Annotated in this window: 17 protein-coding genes; 10 read left to right on the top strand and 7 right to left on the bottom strand. The window is 72.8% G+C overall.

All coding sequences use genetic code 11. The annotated features are described in order from the left end of the window. Nucleotides 1-126 precede the first annotated feature (126 nt). From ppdK to Q0L15_RS13260, 6 genes are all read left to right on the top strand, one after another. The gene (gene ppdK / locus Q0L15_RS13235; RefSeq protein WP_296604914.1) at nucleotides 127-2,820 is read left to right on the top strand and encodes a pyruvate, phosphate dikinase; all 2,694 of its coding nucleotides are present in this window, start codon (nucleotides 127-129) and stop codon (nucleotides 2,818-2,820) included. A gap of 68 nt (nucleotides 2,821-2,888) precedes the next feature. Beyond that, nucleotides 2,889-3,092 (top strand): hypothetical protein, encoded by a 204-nt coding sequence (locus tag Q0L15_RS13240; protein WP_296604915.1) that lies wholly within the window; start codon nucleotides 2,889-2,891, stop codon nucleotides 3,090-3,092. Beyond that, a complete protein-coding gene (locus Q0L15_RS13245) occupies nucleotides 3,077-3,271 on the top strand; it encodes a hypothetical protein (protein ID WP_296604916.1) in 195 nt (64 codons plus the stop codon). Before Q0L15_RS13240 ends, Q0L15_RS13245 begins: the two co-directional genes overlap by 16 nt. 274 nt (nucleotides 3,272-3,545) lie before the next feature. Next, entirely contained in the window at nucleotides 3,546-4,244 is a 699-nt protein-coding gene (locus Q0L15_RS13250) for a hypothetical protein (protein WP_296604917.1), read from the top strand. A gap of 123 nt (nucleotides 4,245-4,367) precedes the next feature. Beyond that, the gene (locus Q0L15_RS13255) at nucleotides 4,368-5,276 is read left to right on the top strand and encodes a universal stress protein (protein WP_296604918.1); all 909 of its coding nucleotides are present in this window, start codon (nucleotides 4,368-4,370) and stop codon (nucleotides 5,274-5,276) included. Between the two features lie 9 nt (nucleotides 5,277-5,285). Continuing rightward, entirely contained in the window at nucleotides 5,286-5,888 is a 603-nt protein-coding gene (locus Q0L15_RS13260; protein ID WP_296604919.1) for a bifunctional 2-polyprenyl-6-hydroxyphenol methylase/3-demethylubiquinol 3-O-methyltransferase UbiG, read from the top strand. Between the two features lie 7 nt (nucleotides 5,889-5,895). On the opposite strand, the gene Q0L15_RS13265 is transcribed toward Q0L15_RS13260, so the two are convergent. Further along, nucleotides 5,896-6,144 carry a hypothetical protein gene (locus Q0L15_RS13265; protein WP_296604920.1) on the bottom strand — a complete coding sequence of 83 codons (249 nt, stop codon included), beginning with the start codon at nucleotides 6,142-6,144 and terminating at the stop codon, nucleotides 5,896-5,898. A 13-nt stretch (nucleotides 6,145-6,157) separates the two neighbouring features. Continuing rightward, nucleotides 6,158-7,009: a mycothiol conjugate amidase Mca gene (gene mca / locus Q0L15_RS13270; protein ID WP_296604930.1), complete on the bottom strand. Its 852-nt coding sequence runs from the start codon at nucleotides 7,007-7,009 to the stop codon at nucleotides 6,158-6,160. A 95-nt stretch (nucleotides 7,010-7,104) separates the two neighbouring features. Between mca and Q0L15_RS13275 the strand changes: the two genes are divergently transcribed. Both Q0L15_RS13275 and greA read left to right on the top strand, forming a co-directional pair. Beyond that, on the top strand, nucleotides 7,105-7,506 hold the full coding sequence (locus tag Q0L15_RS13275) for a DUF4307 domain-containing protein (RefSeq protein ID WP_296604921.1): 402 nt from the start codon (nucleotides 7,105-7,107) through the stop codon (nucleotides 7,504-7,506). A gap of 215 nt (nucleotides 7,507-7,721) precedes the next feature. Beyond that, the gene (greA, locus tag Q0L15_RS13280; protein WP_296604922.1) at nucleotides 7,722-8,225 is read left to right on the top strand and encodes a transcription elongation factor GreA; all 504 of its coding nucleotides are present in this window, start codon (nucleotides 7,722-7,724) and stop codon (nucleotides 8,223-8,225) included. A 55-nt stretch (nucleotides 8,226-8,280) separates the two neighbouring features. Here the strand turns inward: greA and ilvA are convergent, their stop codons facing one another. Genes ilvA through Q0L15_RS13300 form a run of 4 tightly spaced genes read right to left on the bottom strand, consistent with a single transcriptional unit; the run spans nucleotide 8,281 to nucleotide 13,369 of the window. Then, nucleotides 8,281-9,495: a threonine ammonia-lyase gene (ilvA, locus tag Q0L15_RS13285; protein WP_296604923.1), complete on the bottom strand. Its 1,215-nt coding sequence runs from the start codon at nucleotides 9,493-9,495 to the stop codon at nucleotides 8,281-8,283. Continuing rightward, on the bottom strand, nucleotides 9,488-10,843 hold the full coding sequence (locus Q0L15_RS13290; protein WP_296604924.1) for an AI-2E family transporter: 1,356 nt from the start codon (nucleotides 10,841-10,843) through the stop codon (nucleotides 9,488-9,490). The genes ilvA and Q0L15_RS13290 overlap by 8 nt, the downstream gene beginning before the upstream one ends. A gap of 29 nt (nucleotides 10,844-10,872) precedes the next feature. Further along, nucleotides 10,873-12,213 (bottom strand): glutamate mutase L, encoded by a 1,341-nt coding sequence (locus Q0L15_RS13295; RefSeq protein WP_296604925.1) that lies wholly within the window; start codon nucleotides 12,211-12,213, stop codon nucleotides 10,873-10,875. After that, the gene (locus Q0L15_RS13300; RefSeq protein ID WP_296604926.1) at nucleotides 12,206-13,369 is read right to left on the bottom strand and encodes a cystathionine gamma-synthase; all 1,164 of its coding nucleotides are present in this window, start codon (nucleotides 13,367-13,369) and stop codon (nucleotides 12,206-12,208) included. Before Q0L15_RS13300 ends, Q0L15_RS13295 begins: the two co-directional genes overlap by 8 nt. Nucleotides 13,370-13,405: 36 nt before the next feature. Here Q0L15_RS13300 and Q0L15_RS13305 point away from each other — a divergent pair, with 36 nt between their 5' ends. Both Q0L15_RS13305 and msrA read left to right on the top strand, forming a co-directional pair. Then, nucleotides 13,406-13,645, top strand: coding sequence for a hypothetical protein (locus Q0L15_RS13305; protein WP_296604927.1), 240 nt, complete (start codon nucleotides 13,406-13,408; stop codon nucleotides 13,643-13,645). 73 nt (nucleotides 13,646-13,718) lie between these two features. Continuing rightward, nucleotides 13,719-14,369, top strand: a complete 651-nt coding sequence (gene msrA, locus Q0L15_RS13310) for a peptide-methionine (S)-S-oxide reductase MsrA (protein ID WP_296604928.1) — start codon at nucleotides 13,719-13,721, stop codon at nucleotides 14,367-14,369. An 85-nt stretch (nucleotides 14,370-14,454) separates the two neighbouring features. Here the strand turns inward: msrA and Q0L15_RS13315 are convergent. Continuing rightward, the coding region (locus Q0L15_RS13315; RefSeq protein ID WP_296604929.1) for an FtsX-like permease family protein at nucleotides 14,455-15,050 on the bottom strand (596 nt) is incomplete at its 5' end.

A 15,050-nucleotide genomic window follows, 5' to 3' on the forward strand; every position in this document is an offset into this window, starting at 1 on the left:
GTCGGGCACCTCGCACCGCCGGCCCTAGGGACCAAGGACCTGGTGGCCAAGGACACCGGTCACCTCCGCTACGGCCCAGGACCTTCGCCCCTCGCTTTACTTCCGCGACCGGGCGACCCTCGGTCCATGACAACGTTCGTCTTCGACTTCGCAGAGGGAAACAAGGAACTCAAGGACCTGCTGGGTGGCAAGGGCGCCAACCTGGCCGAGATGACCAACCTCGGTCTGCCCGTTCCCCCCGGGTTCACGATCTCGACGGAGGCCTGTCGGGCCTTCCTCGTCGAGGGCAAGGAACCAGACAGCCTGGCGGCCGAGGTCGCCGAGCACCTGCGAGCGCTCGAGGACACGATGGGCCGGCGACTCGGTGACCCCACCGACCCGCTGCTCGTCTCGGTCCGCTCCGGCGCCAAGTTCTCGATGCCCGGCATGATGGAGACCGTGCTCGACGTCGGGCTCAACGACGAGTCCGTCGTGGGCCTGGCGAACCAGAGCGGGGACGAGCGGTTCGCCGCCGACTCCTACCGTCGGCTCCTGCAGATGTTCGGCGGGACCGTGCTCGGCATCGAGCACGACGCCTTCGCCGACCGGCTCGACGCGCTGAAGAAGCGCCGCGGCGTCATCGCCGACACCGAGCTGGTGGTCGACGACCTCCGCGAGCTCATCGACGAGTACAAGGTCGTCATCCGCGAGCACACCGGCCACGACTTCCCGCAGGACCCCGCTGAGCAGCTTCGCCAGTGCATCCTCGCGGTCTTCAAGTCCTGGAACACCCCGCGCGCGGCCCTCTACCGACGCCAGGAGCGGATCGCCGAGGACCTCGGCACCGCCGTCAACATCCAGGCCATGGTGTTCGGCAACCGCGGCGCGAGCTCGGGCTCCGGCGTCGCATTCACGCGCGACCCCGCCAGCGGCGCTCCCGGCGTGTACGGCGACTACCTGACCAACGCCCAGGGCGAGGACGTCGTCGCCGGCATCCGCAACACGGTCCCGCTCGCCGACCTCGAGCAGATCGACCCCACGTCGTACCACGAGCTCATGGAGATCATGGCGACGCTCGAGAAGCACTACCGCGACATGTGCGACATCGAGTTCACCATCGAGGACGGCAAGCTCTGGATGCTCCAGACCCGCGTGGGCAAGCGGACCCCGGAGGCCGCCGTGCGGATCGCCGTGCACATGGCCGAGGAGCTGCTCATCGACCGTGACGAGGCGATGCTGCGCGTCACCGGCCACCAGCTGGCCGCCCTGATGTTCCCGCGCTTCGCACCCGACCCCGAGCGTCGCGCCGTCGCCACCGGCATGAACGCCTCGCCGGGCGCGGCCGTCGGCCGGGTCGTCCTCGACTCCGCGACCGCGGTCGAGTGGGCGGCTCGCGGAGAGAAGGTGATCCTGGTCCGTAAGGAGACCAACCCCGACGACCTGCACGGCATGGTCGTCTCCCAGGGCATCCTGACCAGCCGCGGCGGCAAGACGTCGCACGCGGCCGTGGTCGCGCGCGGCATGGGCCGCACCTGCGTGTGCGGCGCCGAGGCGCTCGACGTCGACCCGGAGAACCGCCGGTTCATCGTCCGCAACGGCCCGGTCGTCAACGAGGGCGACGTGATCTCCATCGACGGCAGCACCGGCGAGGTGTTCCTCGGCGAGGTGCCGGTCAGCGACTCCGCCGTGGTGCGCAAGCTCGAGGGTGAGGACGTCGACGACCCGGTCGCGCACGCCGTGGCCCGCCTGCTCATGCACGCCGACGAGGTACGTCGTCTCGACGTCCGGGCGAACGCCGACACCCCGGAGGACGCTCAGCGCTCCCGCCGGTTCGGCGCCTCCGGCATCGGCCTGTGCCGCACCGAGCACATGTTCCTCGGTGACCGTCGCGAGCTGGTCGAGCACCTCATCGTCGCCGAGGACGAGGCCGGGCAGGCCGCGGCACTGGACAAGCTGCTGCCGCTCCAGCGCCAGGACTTCACCGAGATCTTCGAGGCGATGGACGGCCTGCCGGTGACGATCCGCCTGATCGACCCGCCGCTGCACGAGTTCCTGCCCGACATGACCGAGCTCGCCGTCCACGTCGCGCTCGCCGACGAGCGGCACATCGAGGACGAGCACGACCGCAAGCTCCTCCAGGCCGTGAAGCGGCTGCACGAGCAGAACCCCATGCTCGGCCTGCGCGGCGTCCGGCTCGGCATCACGATCCCCGGCCTGTTCCTCATGCAGGCCCGGGCGATCGCGGAGGCCGCGGCGGCCCGCGTGCTGGCCGGCGGGGACCCGCGCCCGGAGATCATGGTGCCGCTGGTGTCGACCGAGCGCGAGCTCGCCCTCGTGCGAGCGCAGCTGGAGGAGGTCGTGGCGACGGTGCTCGACGAGCAGGGCGTCGAGCTGCACATCCCGATCGGCACCATGATCGAGATCCCGCGCGCGGCGGTGACGGCGGACAAGATCGCCCACTGGGCGGACTTCTTCTCCTTCGGCACCAACGACCTGACCCAGATGACGTGGGGCTTCTCGCGCGACGACGTCGAGTCGGAGTTCTTCGCGGCCTACCTCGAGAAGGGCGTCTTCACCGCCTCGCCGTTCGAGTCCATCGACACCGAGGGCGTCGGCGGGCTGGTGCGGACCGCTGCCGAGCTGGGCCGCAAGGCCAAGCCGGACCTGCACCTGGGCGTGTGCGGCGAGCACGGTGGCGACCCCGAGTCGATCCACTTCTTCCACGAGGTCGGTCTCGATTACGTGTCCTGCTCGCCGTTCCGCGTGCCGGTCGCCCGGTGGGAGGCCGCCCGCGCGGTCCTCGCCGCCCGGGCGTCGGGACCGGGGTCCGACGTTCGGTGACCCAAGTCGCGACTCGGACGTGACTTAGTGCCCTGAACGCCGCGTGGGTTCCGGGATGGAATGAGGCCGTGCTCGCCACCCGGACCCGCGCGGACGCGGCGACGCCGTACCGCGCGTGGGGGGCGGGGTGGGTGTCGACGCGTGTGATCGCCGAGGCCATCGAGATGACCGCGGCCGCTGGTGCGGCCCGGTCGGCCGGTGGCCTCGGCGTCGTCGCCGGCCTCGCCGCGGTCGCGCGAGCACGACGGCCTGGCCGGTGGCCATGGTCGTGATCTTCCTCGGCGCCACCACGCCGGAGGCGTCCTGGCCGGTCTGGTCGGTCCTGGTCCTCGGGACCGTGACAGGGGGCGTCGCCGGTGGCCTGCGTGGCGTGGTGTCGGGGTGGTTCCTCCCGTCGCTGACCGGAGCGGCGGGAGGCAACCGGACCGGGCGGCACTGGCGCTCCGCATGACGCAGCGCCGGCCCGGGTCGCAGCGGGACCCGGTCGGCGACGCGCATGCCGGCGCCGGTGCCGTCTGACCGCGGGCTCGGAGCGCTCCGTGGCCAAGTCCTCTGACCCGCCGGGACCTTCTGCTCTGCTCGCCGAGGGCGACGCTCACGAGGCTGGGCGGCGAGGGAGCCCTCCGCTGCGAAGGTCGTGCCTGCTGATGTCCGTGTCCGTCCCGCCGCCCGTCCCGCCGCCCGTCCCGCCGTCCGCGCCCGGACCACCACCCGTGCCACCACCCGTGTCACCGGTGCACGTGGCGCCGCGTCGGCCGTGGAGCGCCGGTCGGGTGCTGGCGACGGTCACCTCCTCGGTCCTCCTGTTGCTCGGCGTGGGCATGGTCGTGGGCGGCGGCGCACTGCGGCTCGCCGACTCCACGCTGCGCAACGACGACGGGTTCGTCATGGGCAGCACCCATCGCTGGCAGTCGCCGGGCTATGCGGTGCGCTCGGAAAGTGCCGAGATCCACACCGACTCCACCACGTTCGACCTGCCGGAGCGGTTCCTCGGCACCATGACCGCGACCGCCGACCCGACCACGCCCAACGGCGTGTTCCTCGGCGTGGCCCGGACGGCGGACGTCGACCGCTACCTCACCGACGTGGCGCACTCGACGGTCCTGGACCCGTTCGACGGGGACGGCGGGCCGACGCTCACGTTCGTCGACGGGGGCTCACCCGCCGTGGCACCGACCGAGGCAGAGTTCTGGGTCAGCTCGGCGAGCGGTCTCGGCCCGCAGGCGATCACCTGGGAGCCCGAGGACGGCGAGTGGACGCTCGTGGTGATGAACGGCGAGGGCACGACACCGGTCTCGGCCGCCGTGTCGGTCGGCGCCGAGGTCCCGGTGCTCGACACCGTCGGCGCGGTCCTGCTGGTCGCGGGCCTCGTCCTGGTGGGCGGCAGCGGCATCGGCCTGTGGCTGGCGGTCCGCCAGCGCTGAGCGATTGGCTGAGCCGCCGTCCGCGGGCGCTCCGTCGACGGCGCACGGGACCTCCGGCCCTGCCCGGTCGCACCGGTGTGAGAGACGCTCGACGTGGACATGGCCACACTCGGAGGAGGCCACATGAGCACGAATCCCACAGCGGCTCCCGTCGTCGTGAGCGTCCCGCGGGGCGAGCTCGACGCCGCGCTGCGCTTCGCCGCCGCCGAGGCCGCGGTCCATCGCTGTCCGATCCGGCTCGTGCACGCCTACGAGCCGGGGCCCTCGCTCTCGGGTCCTCCCGTGACCGAGGCCGGCGCCGCCCGGGTCATGCGTCACGCTCTCCGGGACGCCCAGGCGGTGGTCGACCCCGGCCTGAGCGTGACCGGCGAGCTGGTGCGAGGCCCGTGCGTGGAGGCCGTCCTGGACACCAGCACGGACGCGCGGGTCGTGGTCCTCCAGCGCCGCGACCTGCTGCACCTGATCCGCAGCCTCACCCGGTCCCTGGACGGGGCGGCCGTCCGTCGTTCCCAGATCCCGTTGGCCTGCGTGCCGCCGGCGTGGACGGCGCCCGATCGAGACGTTCGGCCGATCACGGTCGGCATCGACGCCCCCGAGCACAGCGCCGACCTGCTGCGCGCCAGCGTCGCGCTGGCCCGCGAGCACGGCGCCCCGCTGCGGGTCCTCCACACGTGGTCGTTCCCCAAGCCCTACGACGAGGCCGTGCTGCTGCGCGTGGGCCGCGAGTGGGAGGCCTGGGCGCGCGAGGACATCGAGCACGTGCTGCGACCGCTCCGGCCCGGCCTCCCGGTCGACGTGGAGGTGGAGGTCCAGCACGGTGCTCCGCTGCCCGCGCTGCTGGCGGCCGCCGCCGAGTCGCGGCTGGTGGTGCTCGGACGCCACGGCATCCACCGGGAGATCGGGTCGCGCCTGGGCCCGGTGACCCGGGCCGTCCTGCACGACGCGCCGTGTCCGGTGCTCCTGATCCCCACCGCGGCGCTCCACCACGACCGGTCCACCAACGGCCTGGTCGACACCGACCGGCGTGCTTGACTGGCTCCTGTGGACGCCGAGGACTGGGACGAGCGCTACGCCGCGAGCGAGCTGGTGTGGTCTGCGGAGCCCAACCAGTTCGTGGCCGCCGAGCTCGGCGACCTGACGCCCGGCCGGGCGCTCGACCTGGCGGCCGGCGAGGGCCGCAACGCGATCTGGCTGGCGCGGCACGGGTGGCGGGTCACCGCCGCCGACTTCTCCCAGGTCGCGCTCGACAAGGGCCGCCAGGTGGCCGGGGACACCCCGGTCCGCTGGGTGTGCGCGGACGCGACCACCTGGTCGGAGCCCTCGGCGTACGACCTCGTGCTCCTGGCCTACCTCCAGCTGCCCGCCGAGCAGCGCCGGGCCGCCGTGCGGGCGGCGTACGACTCACTGGCGAGCGGCGGCACGCTGTTCCTGGTCGCCCACGACTCGACGAACCTCACCGAGGGCACGGGCGGACCACAGGACCCGGCCGTGCTGATGAGCGCCGAGGACGTGCTCGCCGACCTCGGCGACCTCCCCTACGAGCTGGTGCGGGCCGAGCGGGTGCCGCGCGCCGTCGGTGACGGCCACGGCGAGCAGCCGGCCCGGACCGCGTGGGACTGCCTGGTGCGCCTGGTCCGGCGCTGAGCCGCGCTCAGGCGGTGGGGTGGGCCTGGTCGGAGCTCTCGGTCTCGACCGGACCGTAGACGCCGGCCTCCTGGGCGGCCTTCGCCTTGCGCAGCTGCTTGACCAGGCTGAAGCCCAGGAACGCCACCGCCACGATCAGGGCGATGAAGATGCCGAAGGCCAGCCAGCCGGCCTTGACGTCGTCCTCCTCGGGCACCTCGTCGGCGAACGAGACCACCATCGTGAGCAGGTCCGGGGCCAGGGTGAGCACGTGCATGGGGACGATCCTCTCACTGAGGGTTCGTGATGCCGGCGAACAGGTCGTCCTCCGGCGTCGGGGAGTCGACGTGGCTCACGACCAGCTCGAAGTCCTCGGTCGGCCAGACCTTCTGCTGGATCTCGTGCGGGACCGCGAACCAGAACCCGTCGGGGTCGATCTGCGTGGCGTGCGCGAGCAGCGCCTGGTCGCGCACCCCGAAGTAGTCCGAGCAGGGCACCCGGGTGGTGATCCGCGCGTCCCACTCGGGCTCGGGCTTCCACTCCTTGAGCCGCTCGGCGTAGGGCGACTCCAGGCCGTGCTCGAGCATCGCCTCGTGGATCGCGGTCATCCGCGGCCGGTTGAAGGAGTGGTGGTAGTAGAGCTTGAGCACCTGCCAGGGCGCGCCGAGCTCGGGGAAACGCTCGGGGTCGGCGGCGGCCTCGAAGGCCGCCACGCTGATCTCGTGACACTTGACGTGGTCGGGGTGCGGGTAGCCCCCGCGCTCGTCGTACGTCGTCATCACGTGCGGGCGGAACTCGCGGATCAGCCGCACCAGCGGCACGATCGCCTCCTCCAGCGGCACGAGCGCGAAGCAGCCCTCCGGCAGCGGGGGCTTGGGGTCGCCCTCGGGCCAGCCGGAGTCGACGAAGCCCAGCCAGTCCTGGCGGATGCCGAGGATGTCGCGGGCGCGCTCCATCTCCTGCCGGCGGATCTCGGTGATGTTCTCGAGGATCTCGGGACGGTCCATCTTGGGGTTGAGGATCGAGCCGCGCTCGCCGCCGGTGCAGGTCGCGACGTGCACGTCGACCCCTTCGGCGACGTACTTGGCGGTGCTCGCCGCGCCCTTGGACGACTCGTCGTCGGGGTGGGCGTGCACGTGCATGAGGCGGAGGCCGGCGCGGGGCTTGCCGGACGACGTCGAGGCGGGCTGCGTCACCCGGCAATCCTAGGCGCGCCGTGGGATGGGACGATCAGGGCGTGACGACGTCCACCGACCTGGCCGACCGGTACGGCGCTCCCGCGCCGTGGCGGCGCACCGCGCTCCTGGGCGCGAGCACCGTGCTGGCGGCGGCGTTCCTCGGCTGGCTGGGCTGGACGATGTGGGCACAGTCGACGCCCGAGGTCGAGTCGTCGATGGTGGGCTACGACGTGGTCGACGACCACGAGGTGCGCGCGGTCGTGCGCATCGCCCTGGCCGACGAGGACGTCGAGGCCACCTGCCTGCTGCGTGCCTCGGCCGCCGACCACTCGATCGTCGGCGAGCACTCGTTCACCCCGACGGGCAGCGGGCGCACCGAGCAGATCTTCCGCACCGAGCGCCGCGCCACCTCCGTCGAGCTGATGGGGTGCACCGCCCCAGGGCAGAACCGGGCCCGCTGAGCGGCTCCCGCACGGCCCCGCTCGCCCACAGCGCGGCCCGGTCGATCTGCGTTCAGGCACGTCAGTTGTTACAGTGGTCGGTCTGACCGTCCCGCAGGGCCGTCGAGGGAGAGGGCCCCGCGCGTATTCGCACACCCCCGCACCCCGGACGTCCCCAGGGACGAGACCAACGGGCGGGTCGCACCGCCGTACCTCGAAGTGTGTAGGAGTACCCGATGACACAGGCTGCACAGCCCGGCACCGTCTGGCTGACCCAGGATGCCTACGACAAGCTCCAGTCCGAGCTGGAGAGTCTCAAGGGCCCGGTCCGCCAGGAGATCATCGCGCGCATCAGCGCCGCCCGCGACGAGGGCGACCTGAAGGAGAACGGCGCCTACCACGCCGCCCGCGAGGAGCAGGGCAAGATCGAGGGCCGCATCCGTCAGCTCGAGGACCTGCTGCGGCGCGCCGAGGTCGGCGAGACCCCGCCCAACGACGGTGTCGTGGAGCCCGGCATGGTCGTCACCTACAAGTTCGTCGGCGATGACGACGACGAGCTCGAGACGTTCCTGCTCGGTGCCCGCGAGATCGAGCCCGAGGGCCTGACGGTCTACTCGCCCCAGTCCCCGCTCGGGTCGGCCATCAACGGCCACAAGAAGGGCGACACGGTCTCCTACGAGGCGCCCAACGGCAAGGAGCTCCAGGTCGTGATCATGGACGCGGTCCCCTACGAGGGCTGAGCGTCGTCGACGTTGACCCGCCCGAAACTTTCGGGCGGGTCAACGTCGTTTCGGGCTAGTGGCCGACGCGGTAGCCGCGCTCGGCGAGGCGGGCGCGGACCTGGGCGGCGTGGGGCTCGCCGCGGGTCTCCAGCTGGACGTGCACCTCGACCTCGTCGAGGTTGAGGGACGGCGAGGTCCGCTCGTGGGCGACCTCGAGCACGTTGGCCCCGACCTCAGAGATGTCGGTCAGCAGGCGGGCCAGTCCCCCGGGCAGGTCCGGGATGCAGACCCGGAGCACGAGGTAGCGTCCGGCCGCGGCCATGCCGTGCCGGATCACCTTGCCGAGCAGCAGCGGGTCGACGTTGCCGCCCGAGAGCACCGCCACGGCCGGCGTCCGGAACGTGCTGGGGGCCTCCATCACCGCGGCGACCGCCGCGGCACCCGCAGGCTCGACGAGCATCTTCGCGCGCTCGAGCACCGCCAGCACGGCACGGGACAGGGCGTTCTCGGAGACCGTGATGATCTCGTCGACGTGGTCGCGCACGGCCGCGAACGTCACGTCACCCGGCAGACCGACCGCGATGCCGTCGGCCATCGTCTTCATCGTCGTGAGCGCGACCGGGTGTCCCTGCTCCAGCGAGGCCGGGTACGCCGCCGCGCCGGATGCCTGCACGCCGATCACGCGGACGTCGGGACGCAGCGCCTTCACGGCGATCGCCACACCGGCGAGCAGCCCGCCGCCACCGGTCGGCACCAGCACCGTCTCGACGTCCGGGGCCTGCTCGAGGATCTCCAGGCCGGCGGTGCCCTGGCCGGCCACGATGTCGGCGTGGTCGAACGGGTGGATCAGCACCGCGCCCGTGCGCTCCGCGAACGCTCGCGCCTCCACCAGCGCGTCGTCGAGGTAGCGGCCGTGGAAGATCACCTCGGCGCCGTACCCGCGGGTGGCCTTCTCCTTGGGGATCGGCGCTCCCTCGGGCATGAACACGGTGGCCTTGATGCCAAGCAGCTGCGCGGCCAGCGCGACCCCCTGCGCGTGGTTGCCGGCCGACGCCGCGACCACGCCGTGGGCGCGCTCCTCCGCCGAGAGGCGTGAGATGCGCACGTAGGCGCCCCGCGGCTTGAACGAGCCGGTGCGCTGGAGGTTCTCGCACTTGAGCGCGACCGGCCCGCCCGCGACGGCGGAGAGCCAGCGCGACTCCTCCATCGGCGTGCGGATCGCGACCCCCTCGAGGACCCGGCGGGCCTCCTCGATGTCGGCCAGGCCGACGGTCGGCACCTCACTCATCGCGCTCTCCCTCCTCGGGCACCTCCACGGCGGCGCCCATCTCCTCGTAGTCCTCCTCGAGCTCCTCGACGGGGTCGTCGTCACCGACGTCGGTGTTGGCCGCGAGGTGCTGGACGACCGCGTTCAGCGCGGCCGCGAGCGGTACGGCGACCAGCGCTCCGGCGATCCCCGCGACGAGCACGCCGCAGCCGATCGCCACGATCACGCCCAACGGGTGCAGCGAGACCCACCGGCCCATGAGGAACGGCTGGAGGATGTGGCCCTCGATCTGCTGGACGAGCACCACGCCACCGAGCATGAACAGCGCGGTGATCGGACCCTGGTCGACCAGCGCCACCAGGATCGCCACCGTCCCGGCGACGGTGGCCCCGACCATCGGCACGAACGACCCGAGGAAGACCAGCACGCCGATCGCGAGCACGAACGGCACCCCGAGGATCGCCGCGACGATCATGATGCCCGCGGCGTCGACCGCGGCGACGATCACCGTGGCCCGCACGAACTGGGTCAGCGAGATCCAGGCGACGCGCCCCGAGCCGTCGACGTGCTGGCGAGCGGCACGGGGGGCGAGCCGCACGAGCCACGCCCAGATCCGCTCGCCGTCGGCGAGGAAGAAGTAGGTCGAGAACAGCACGATGAAGAACCCGGCGACGATGTGGCCGAGCGCCGTACCGACCTCGGTCGCGCTGCCGAGGTCGAAGCCCTTGCCCTTGTTCTCGAGGCCGTCCTGGGCCCGCTGGATGTAGTCGTTGATCTGCGAGTCGCTCGCGTGCAGGGGCCCGTCGCGCAGCCAGTCCTTGATCTCGCCCAGCCCCTGGGCGGACTGGTCGGCGAGGTCCTGGGCACCGTTGGCGACCTGCTGGCCGGCGAAGGTCAGCATCGCGACGACGAACGCGATGCCGGCGAGCACCACGAGCAGCGCGGACAGGCCGCGCGGCAGCCCCATCCGGTGCATGCCGCCGACGACCGGGGCGGCGAGCGCGGAGATCAGCAGCGCCACCGCCAGCGGGATCGTGACGACCGCGAAGAACGCGACCAGCCAGAGCAGCACGTAGCCCGCGGCCGCGATGACGAGGAAGCGCCATCCCCACGCCGCCGCGAGGTCCAGGCCCCAGGGGACCTGGGCGCGGCTGAAGTTGGAGGTGCCGGCGGTCACCGGCGCGGGCGCGGGCGCCGGCCGGCGGACGTCGCGCATCGTCGCCCACTGCTGGGCCAGCCGGGCCGCGATGCCCTCGTCGCTCTCCTCGACCGGCCGCGGCCGCAGGTGGATGGAGGGCAGCCGACGCCGCCCCTGGGGTCGCGGCTCGCCGGGGTCGGCGACCGGGCGATCGTCAGCGTCGTTGCTCACGGCGACAGGCTACGGCCCCGCCGCGCCGGTCACGGAGCGACGAGTGTCGTGGCGAGCCGGTACGCCGACTCCGGGTGCTCGGCGGCCAGCAGTCCGACCGCCGCGAGGACGTAGTGGGTGTCGACCACCACCCGCGGGGACCGGGGCAGCTGCCAGCCGCCCTCGACCTCGCCGGTGCTGCCGGCCAGCACCCGCTGCTCCACGCCGGGCCGGCCGTGGCGCAGCACGCCCCCCGATCCGACGAGCAGCGCCGCGCGGCGCAGGTCCTTGCCGGTGCGCTCGACGACCCGGCCCTCGGGGCTGACCACGACCTTGGACCGTCCGGCGTGGCGGCGCAGCGCCAGGCCGACGGCGGCGCGGGCGATCGCCTCGTCGGCGTCCTGCTCCTCCTCGGTGTCGGGCAGGAACGCGGGGTCGTCGTGGCGGCGCCGGGCGGCGGGCTCGAGCTCAGGGTGCTCGGCCACCGTCGTCAGCGCCGACCAGCGCATGCCGAGGTCGCCCTCGACCGTGCGGGTGACGGGGGTGGTGGCGACGACCTCGCGGCCGACCGAGTCGGGGTCGAGCTCGATGACCGAGTGGACGTCGGTGGTGGCGCCGCCGACGTCGACCACCACCACGTCGCCGACGGCGCGGGCGAGGACCTCGACGCCGGTCAGCACGACGTCGGGCGTTGCGCCGCGGACCATCGCGGTGAACCCGTCACGGGCGCTGAGGTGCTTGCCGCCGATCACGTGTGCCAGGAACATCTCGCGTACGGCGGCGCGCGCCGACTCCGGCGCCAGCTCGCCGATCCGGGGCACGACGTTGTCGGCCAGGACGTGCGGGAGCCCACGGAGGACGGCGGCCACCTCGGACTGCGCGTCCACGTTGCCGGCCACGACCACCGGGCCGTTCCAGGTCTTCGCCAGCTGCCGCGCGGCCGCGAGCAGGACCTCGCTGTTGCCGCCGTCGGTGCCGCCGGTGAGCAGCACGACGTCGGGCTCGCCGAGATCCGCCAGGTCACCGCCGTCGGCCATCGCGACCACGCTGACGACCTTGCCGCCGCTGGACAGCGCCACGCGGCGACCGGCCTCGGCGGTGACGAGCTCCTCGTTGCCGACCACGGCGATCCGCAGGCCGCCGCCGGCGCTCGAGCAGGCCAGCACGCCGGCCTGGGCCGCCCGCGGGTCCTGGTCGACGAGGGCGGCCAGGCAGGCGTCGTACCCCTCGAGGACGTCGGCCCAGCCCGCGACGCCCGGCAGGGTGGTCGGGTGGCTGGCCTGGGCGGCGACGCGGCCGGCGTCGAGGTCGACGAGGACGGCCTTGGTGAACGTCGACCCGAAGTCGACGCACACCACCACCTCGGACGCCGGCCCGGCGAGCTCAGGCAAGGGCGCGCTCGAGGTCCGCGATCAGGTCGTCGGCGGTCTCGATGCCGACGCTGAGCCGCACCAGGTCGGCCGGGACCTCGAGGTCGGTGCCGGCGACGCTGGCGTGGGTCATCCGCCCGGGGTGCTCGATCAGCGACTCGACGCCGCCGAGCGACTCGCCCAGCGTGAAGATCTCGGCGCGCTCGCAGACCTGCAGCGCGTGCTGCTCGCCGCCGGTGACGCGGAAGGACACCATCCCGCCGAACCGTCGCATCTGGCGCTGCGCGATCTCGTGCCCGGGGTGGGTCTCGAGCCCCGGGTAGATCACGTCGCCGACCTTGGGGTGGCTGGTCAGGAAGTCGACGACCCGCTCGGCGTTGTCGCAGTGCCGCTCCATGCGCAGCGCGAGCGTCCGCAGGCCGCGCAGGGTCAGGAACGAGTCGAACGGTCCGGCCACGGCACCCATGGAGTTCTGGTGGAAGGCGACCTGCTCGGCGACGTCGAGGTCGCGGACGACGAGGGCGCCGCCGACGACGTCGGAGTGGCCGCCGCAGTACTTCGTCGTCGAGTGCACGACGACGTCGGCGCCCAGCGTGAGCGGCTGCTGGAGGTACGGCGAGGCGAAGGTGTTGTCGACGACGAGCAGCGCGCCCGCGTCGTGGGCGACGGCGGCGAGCGCCTCGATGTCGCCGATGTTGAGCAGCGGGTTGGTCGGCGTCTCGACCCAGACCAGCTTGGTCTCGCCGGGACGGATCGCCGCGGCGACCGCCTCGGGGTCGGACACGGGCGCCGGGCTGTGCTCCAGGCCCCAGACCCGCTCGACCTTGTCGAAGAGGCGGAACGTGCCGCCGTACGCGTCGTCGGGGATCACCACGTGCTCGCCGGGCCGGCACAGCGCCCGCACCAGCGTGTCCTCGGCGGCCAGTCCGGAGGCGAAGGCGAACCCGCGCTCCCCCTCCTCCAGCGCCGCGATGTTGGCCTCGAGAGCGGTGCGCGTCGGGTTGGCCGAACGGCTGTACTCGTAGCCGCCGCGCAGGCCGCCCACACCGTCCTGCTTGTAGGTGCTCGTCGCGAAGATCGGCGGGATCACCGCACCGGTCGACGGGTCGGGCTCGTAGCCCGCGTGGATCGCACGCGTCTCGAAGCCTGACTTGTGGAGGTGCTCCTGGCTGCTCATTCCCCCGAGGCTAGCGGGTCGCCTAGGGTCGCTCGCATGGCCGATCCGCGCTGCACCGCCTGCCAGTCCGTGGCCCTCGAGCCGGGGTTCATCGAGGACAGCGGCGAGCACTCGCGCGGCTACGGTCGCTGGGTCTCCGGCGCCCTGGCCACGGGGATCTTCGGCGGCGCCAAGCTGATGGGCAGGCCCAAGCACGCCATCACGGCGTTGCGCTGCACCGTGTGCGGGCACCTCGAGCTGTACGTCGCCGCGAGCGGCGACCTCGACGACCGCTGACCCGACCGGGAACGACCGGGCGACCAGCGGTGTTGGAGACTGTGCAACGTCCCTGCGACACCTAGGAGTGCCCGTGTTCCTCACCCGCAAGGCCCAGCTGGTCGCCCCCGAGCAGACCCTGCCCGGCCGCAGCGAGCGCACCTTCTCGATCTCCGAGCGGCACCGGGTGCTGGACGCGCCCGTCGTGACCGACGAGGTCCCCGACGGCTTCGAGGTGGCCTTCTTCGGGCTCGGCTGCTTCTGGGGCGCCGAGGAGATCTACTGGCAGGTGCCGGGCGTCTGGTCGACCTCGGTCGGCTACGCCGGCGGCACGACGCCGAACCCGTCGTACGAGGAGGTCTGCTCCGGCGCGACCAACCACACCGAGGCCGTGCGGATCGTGTTCGACCCCGCCCGGGTCTCGTACGCCGACCTGGTCAAGACGTTCTTCGAGGTGCACGACCCGACCCAGGGCTTCCGCCAGGGCAACGACATCGGCACCCAGTACCGCTCCGCGATCTACTACACCTCACCCGAGCAGGAGCAGGTCGCCCGCGAGCTGACGGCGATCTACGGCGCGGAGCTCGAGCGGCGGCGCCTGGGCCAGATCACCACCGAGATCCGGCCCGCCAGCGAGACGACGTACTACTACGCCGAGGACCACCACCAGCAGTACCTCGCCAAGAACCCCAACGGCTACCGCTGCCACGCCAACACCGGCGTGAGGTTCCCCGAGACCGCCTGAGCTCGGGCGAGCCGGGCGCCGCACGGGCCCATCACGGGGCGGAGCCTGTCGGCGCGCCCCGCCCCTCGTCGCGTCGGCGGGGCGCTCACTCCATGACGCGCAGCGCCGACGGGATGTCGGTGTGCAGCAACCGGCGCAGCGTGAACAGCGGCGCCACCGCGACCGTGAGGACCCCGAGCCCCAGCGCGCCGACCACCGTCGTGGTCGACAGCGTCGCGGTGACCCCGATCTCCGGCAGCACGTCGGCGATCGTGGTCGCGGCCATCCAGCGCAGCACGAGGTAGCCGCCGCCGATCCCGGTGAGGGTGCCGAGGGCGCCGACGACGACGGTCTCGACCGCGGTGAGCCCGAGCACCGTGCGCACCGGGAGGCCGTAGGCCAGCATGGTGGCGTGCTCGCGGGTGCGCTCGTCGACGGCGATGCTGGTGGTGTTGAACGCGATCAGCAGCGCGAGCAGCAGCGTGACGAGCGCGGCGACGTTGAGGATGCCGACGAACTCGTCGAGGGTGGAGCGCATCCCGTCGATCGCGGCCTGCGGCGTCTGGGCCGAGGCGACGTGCGGCACACCGAGGAGCGCGCGACGCACGTCGTCGGGTCGGTCGCCGTCGGCCGGCGTGACGCTCATCACGTTCGCGGTCCCGGCGAGCCCGAACGCCTCGGCCGTGACCGGGTCGAGGTAGG

The organism is Nocardioides sp. (genome assembly GCF_024509035.1).
Classification (GTDB): Bacteria; Actinomycetota; Actinomycetes; order Propionibacteriales; family Nocardioidaceae; genus Nocardioides.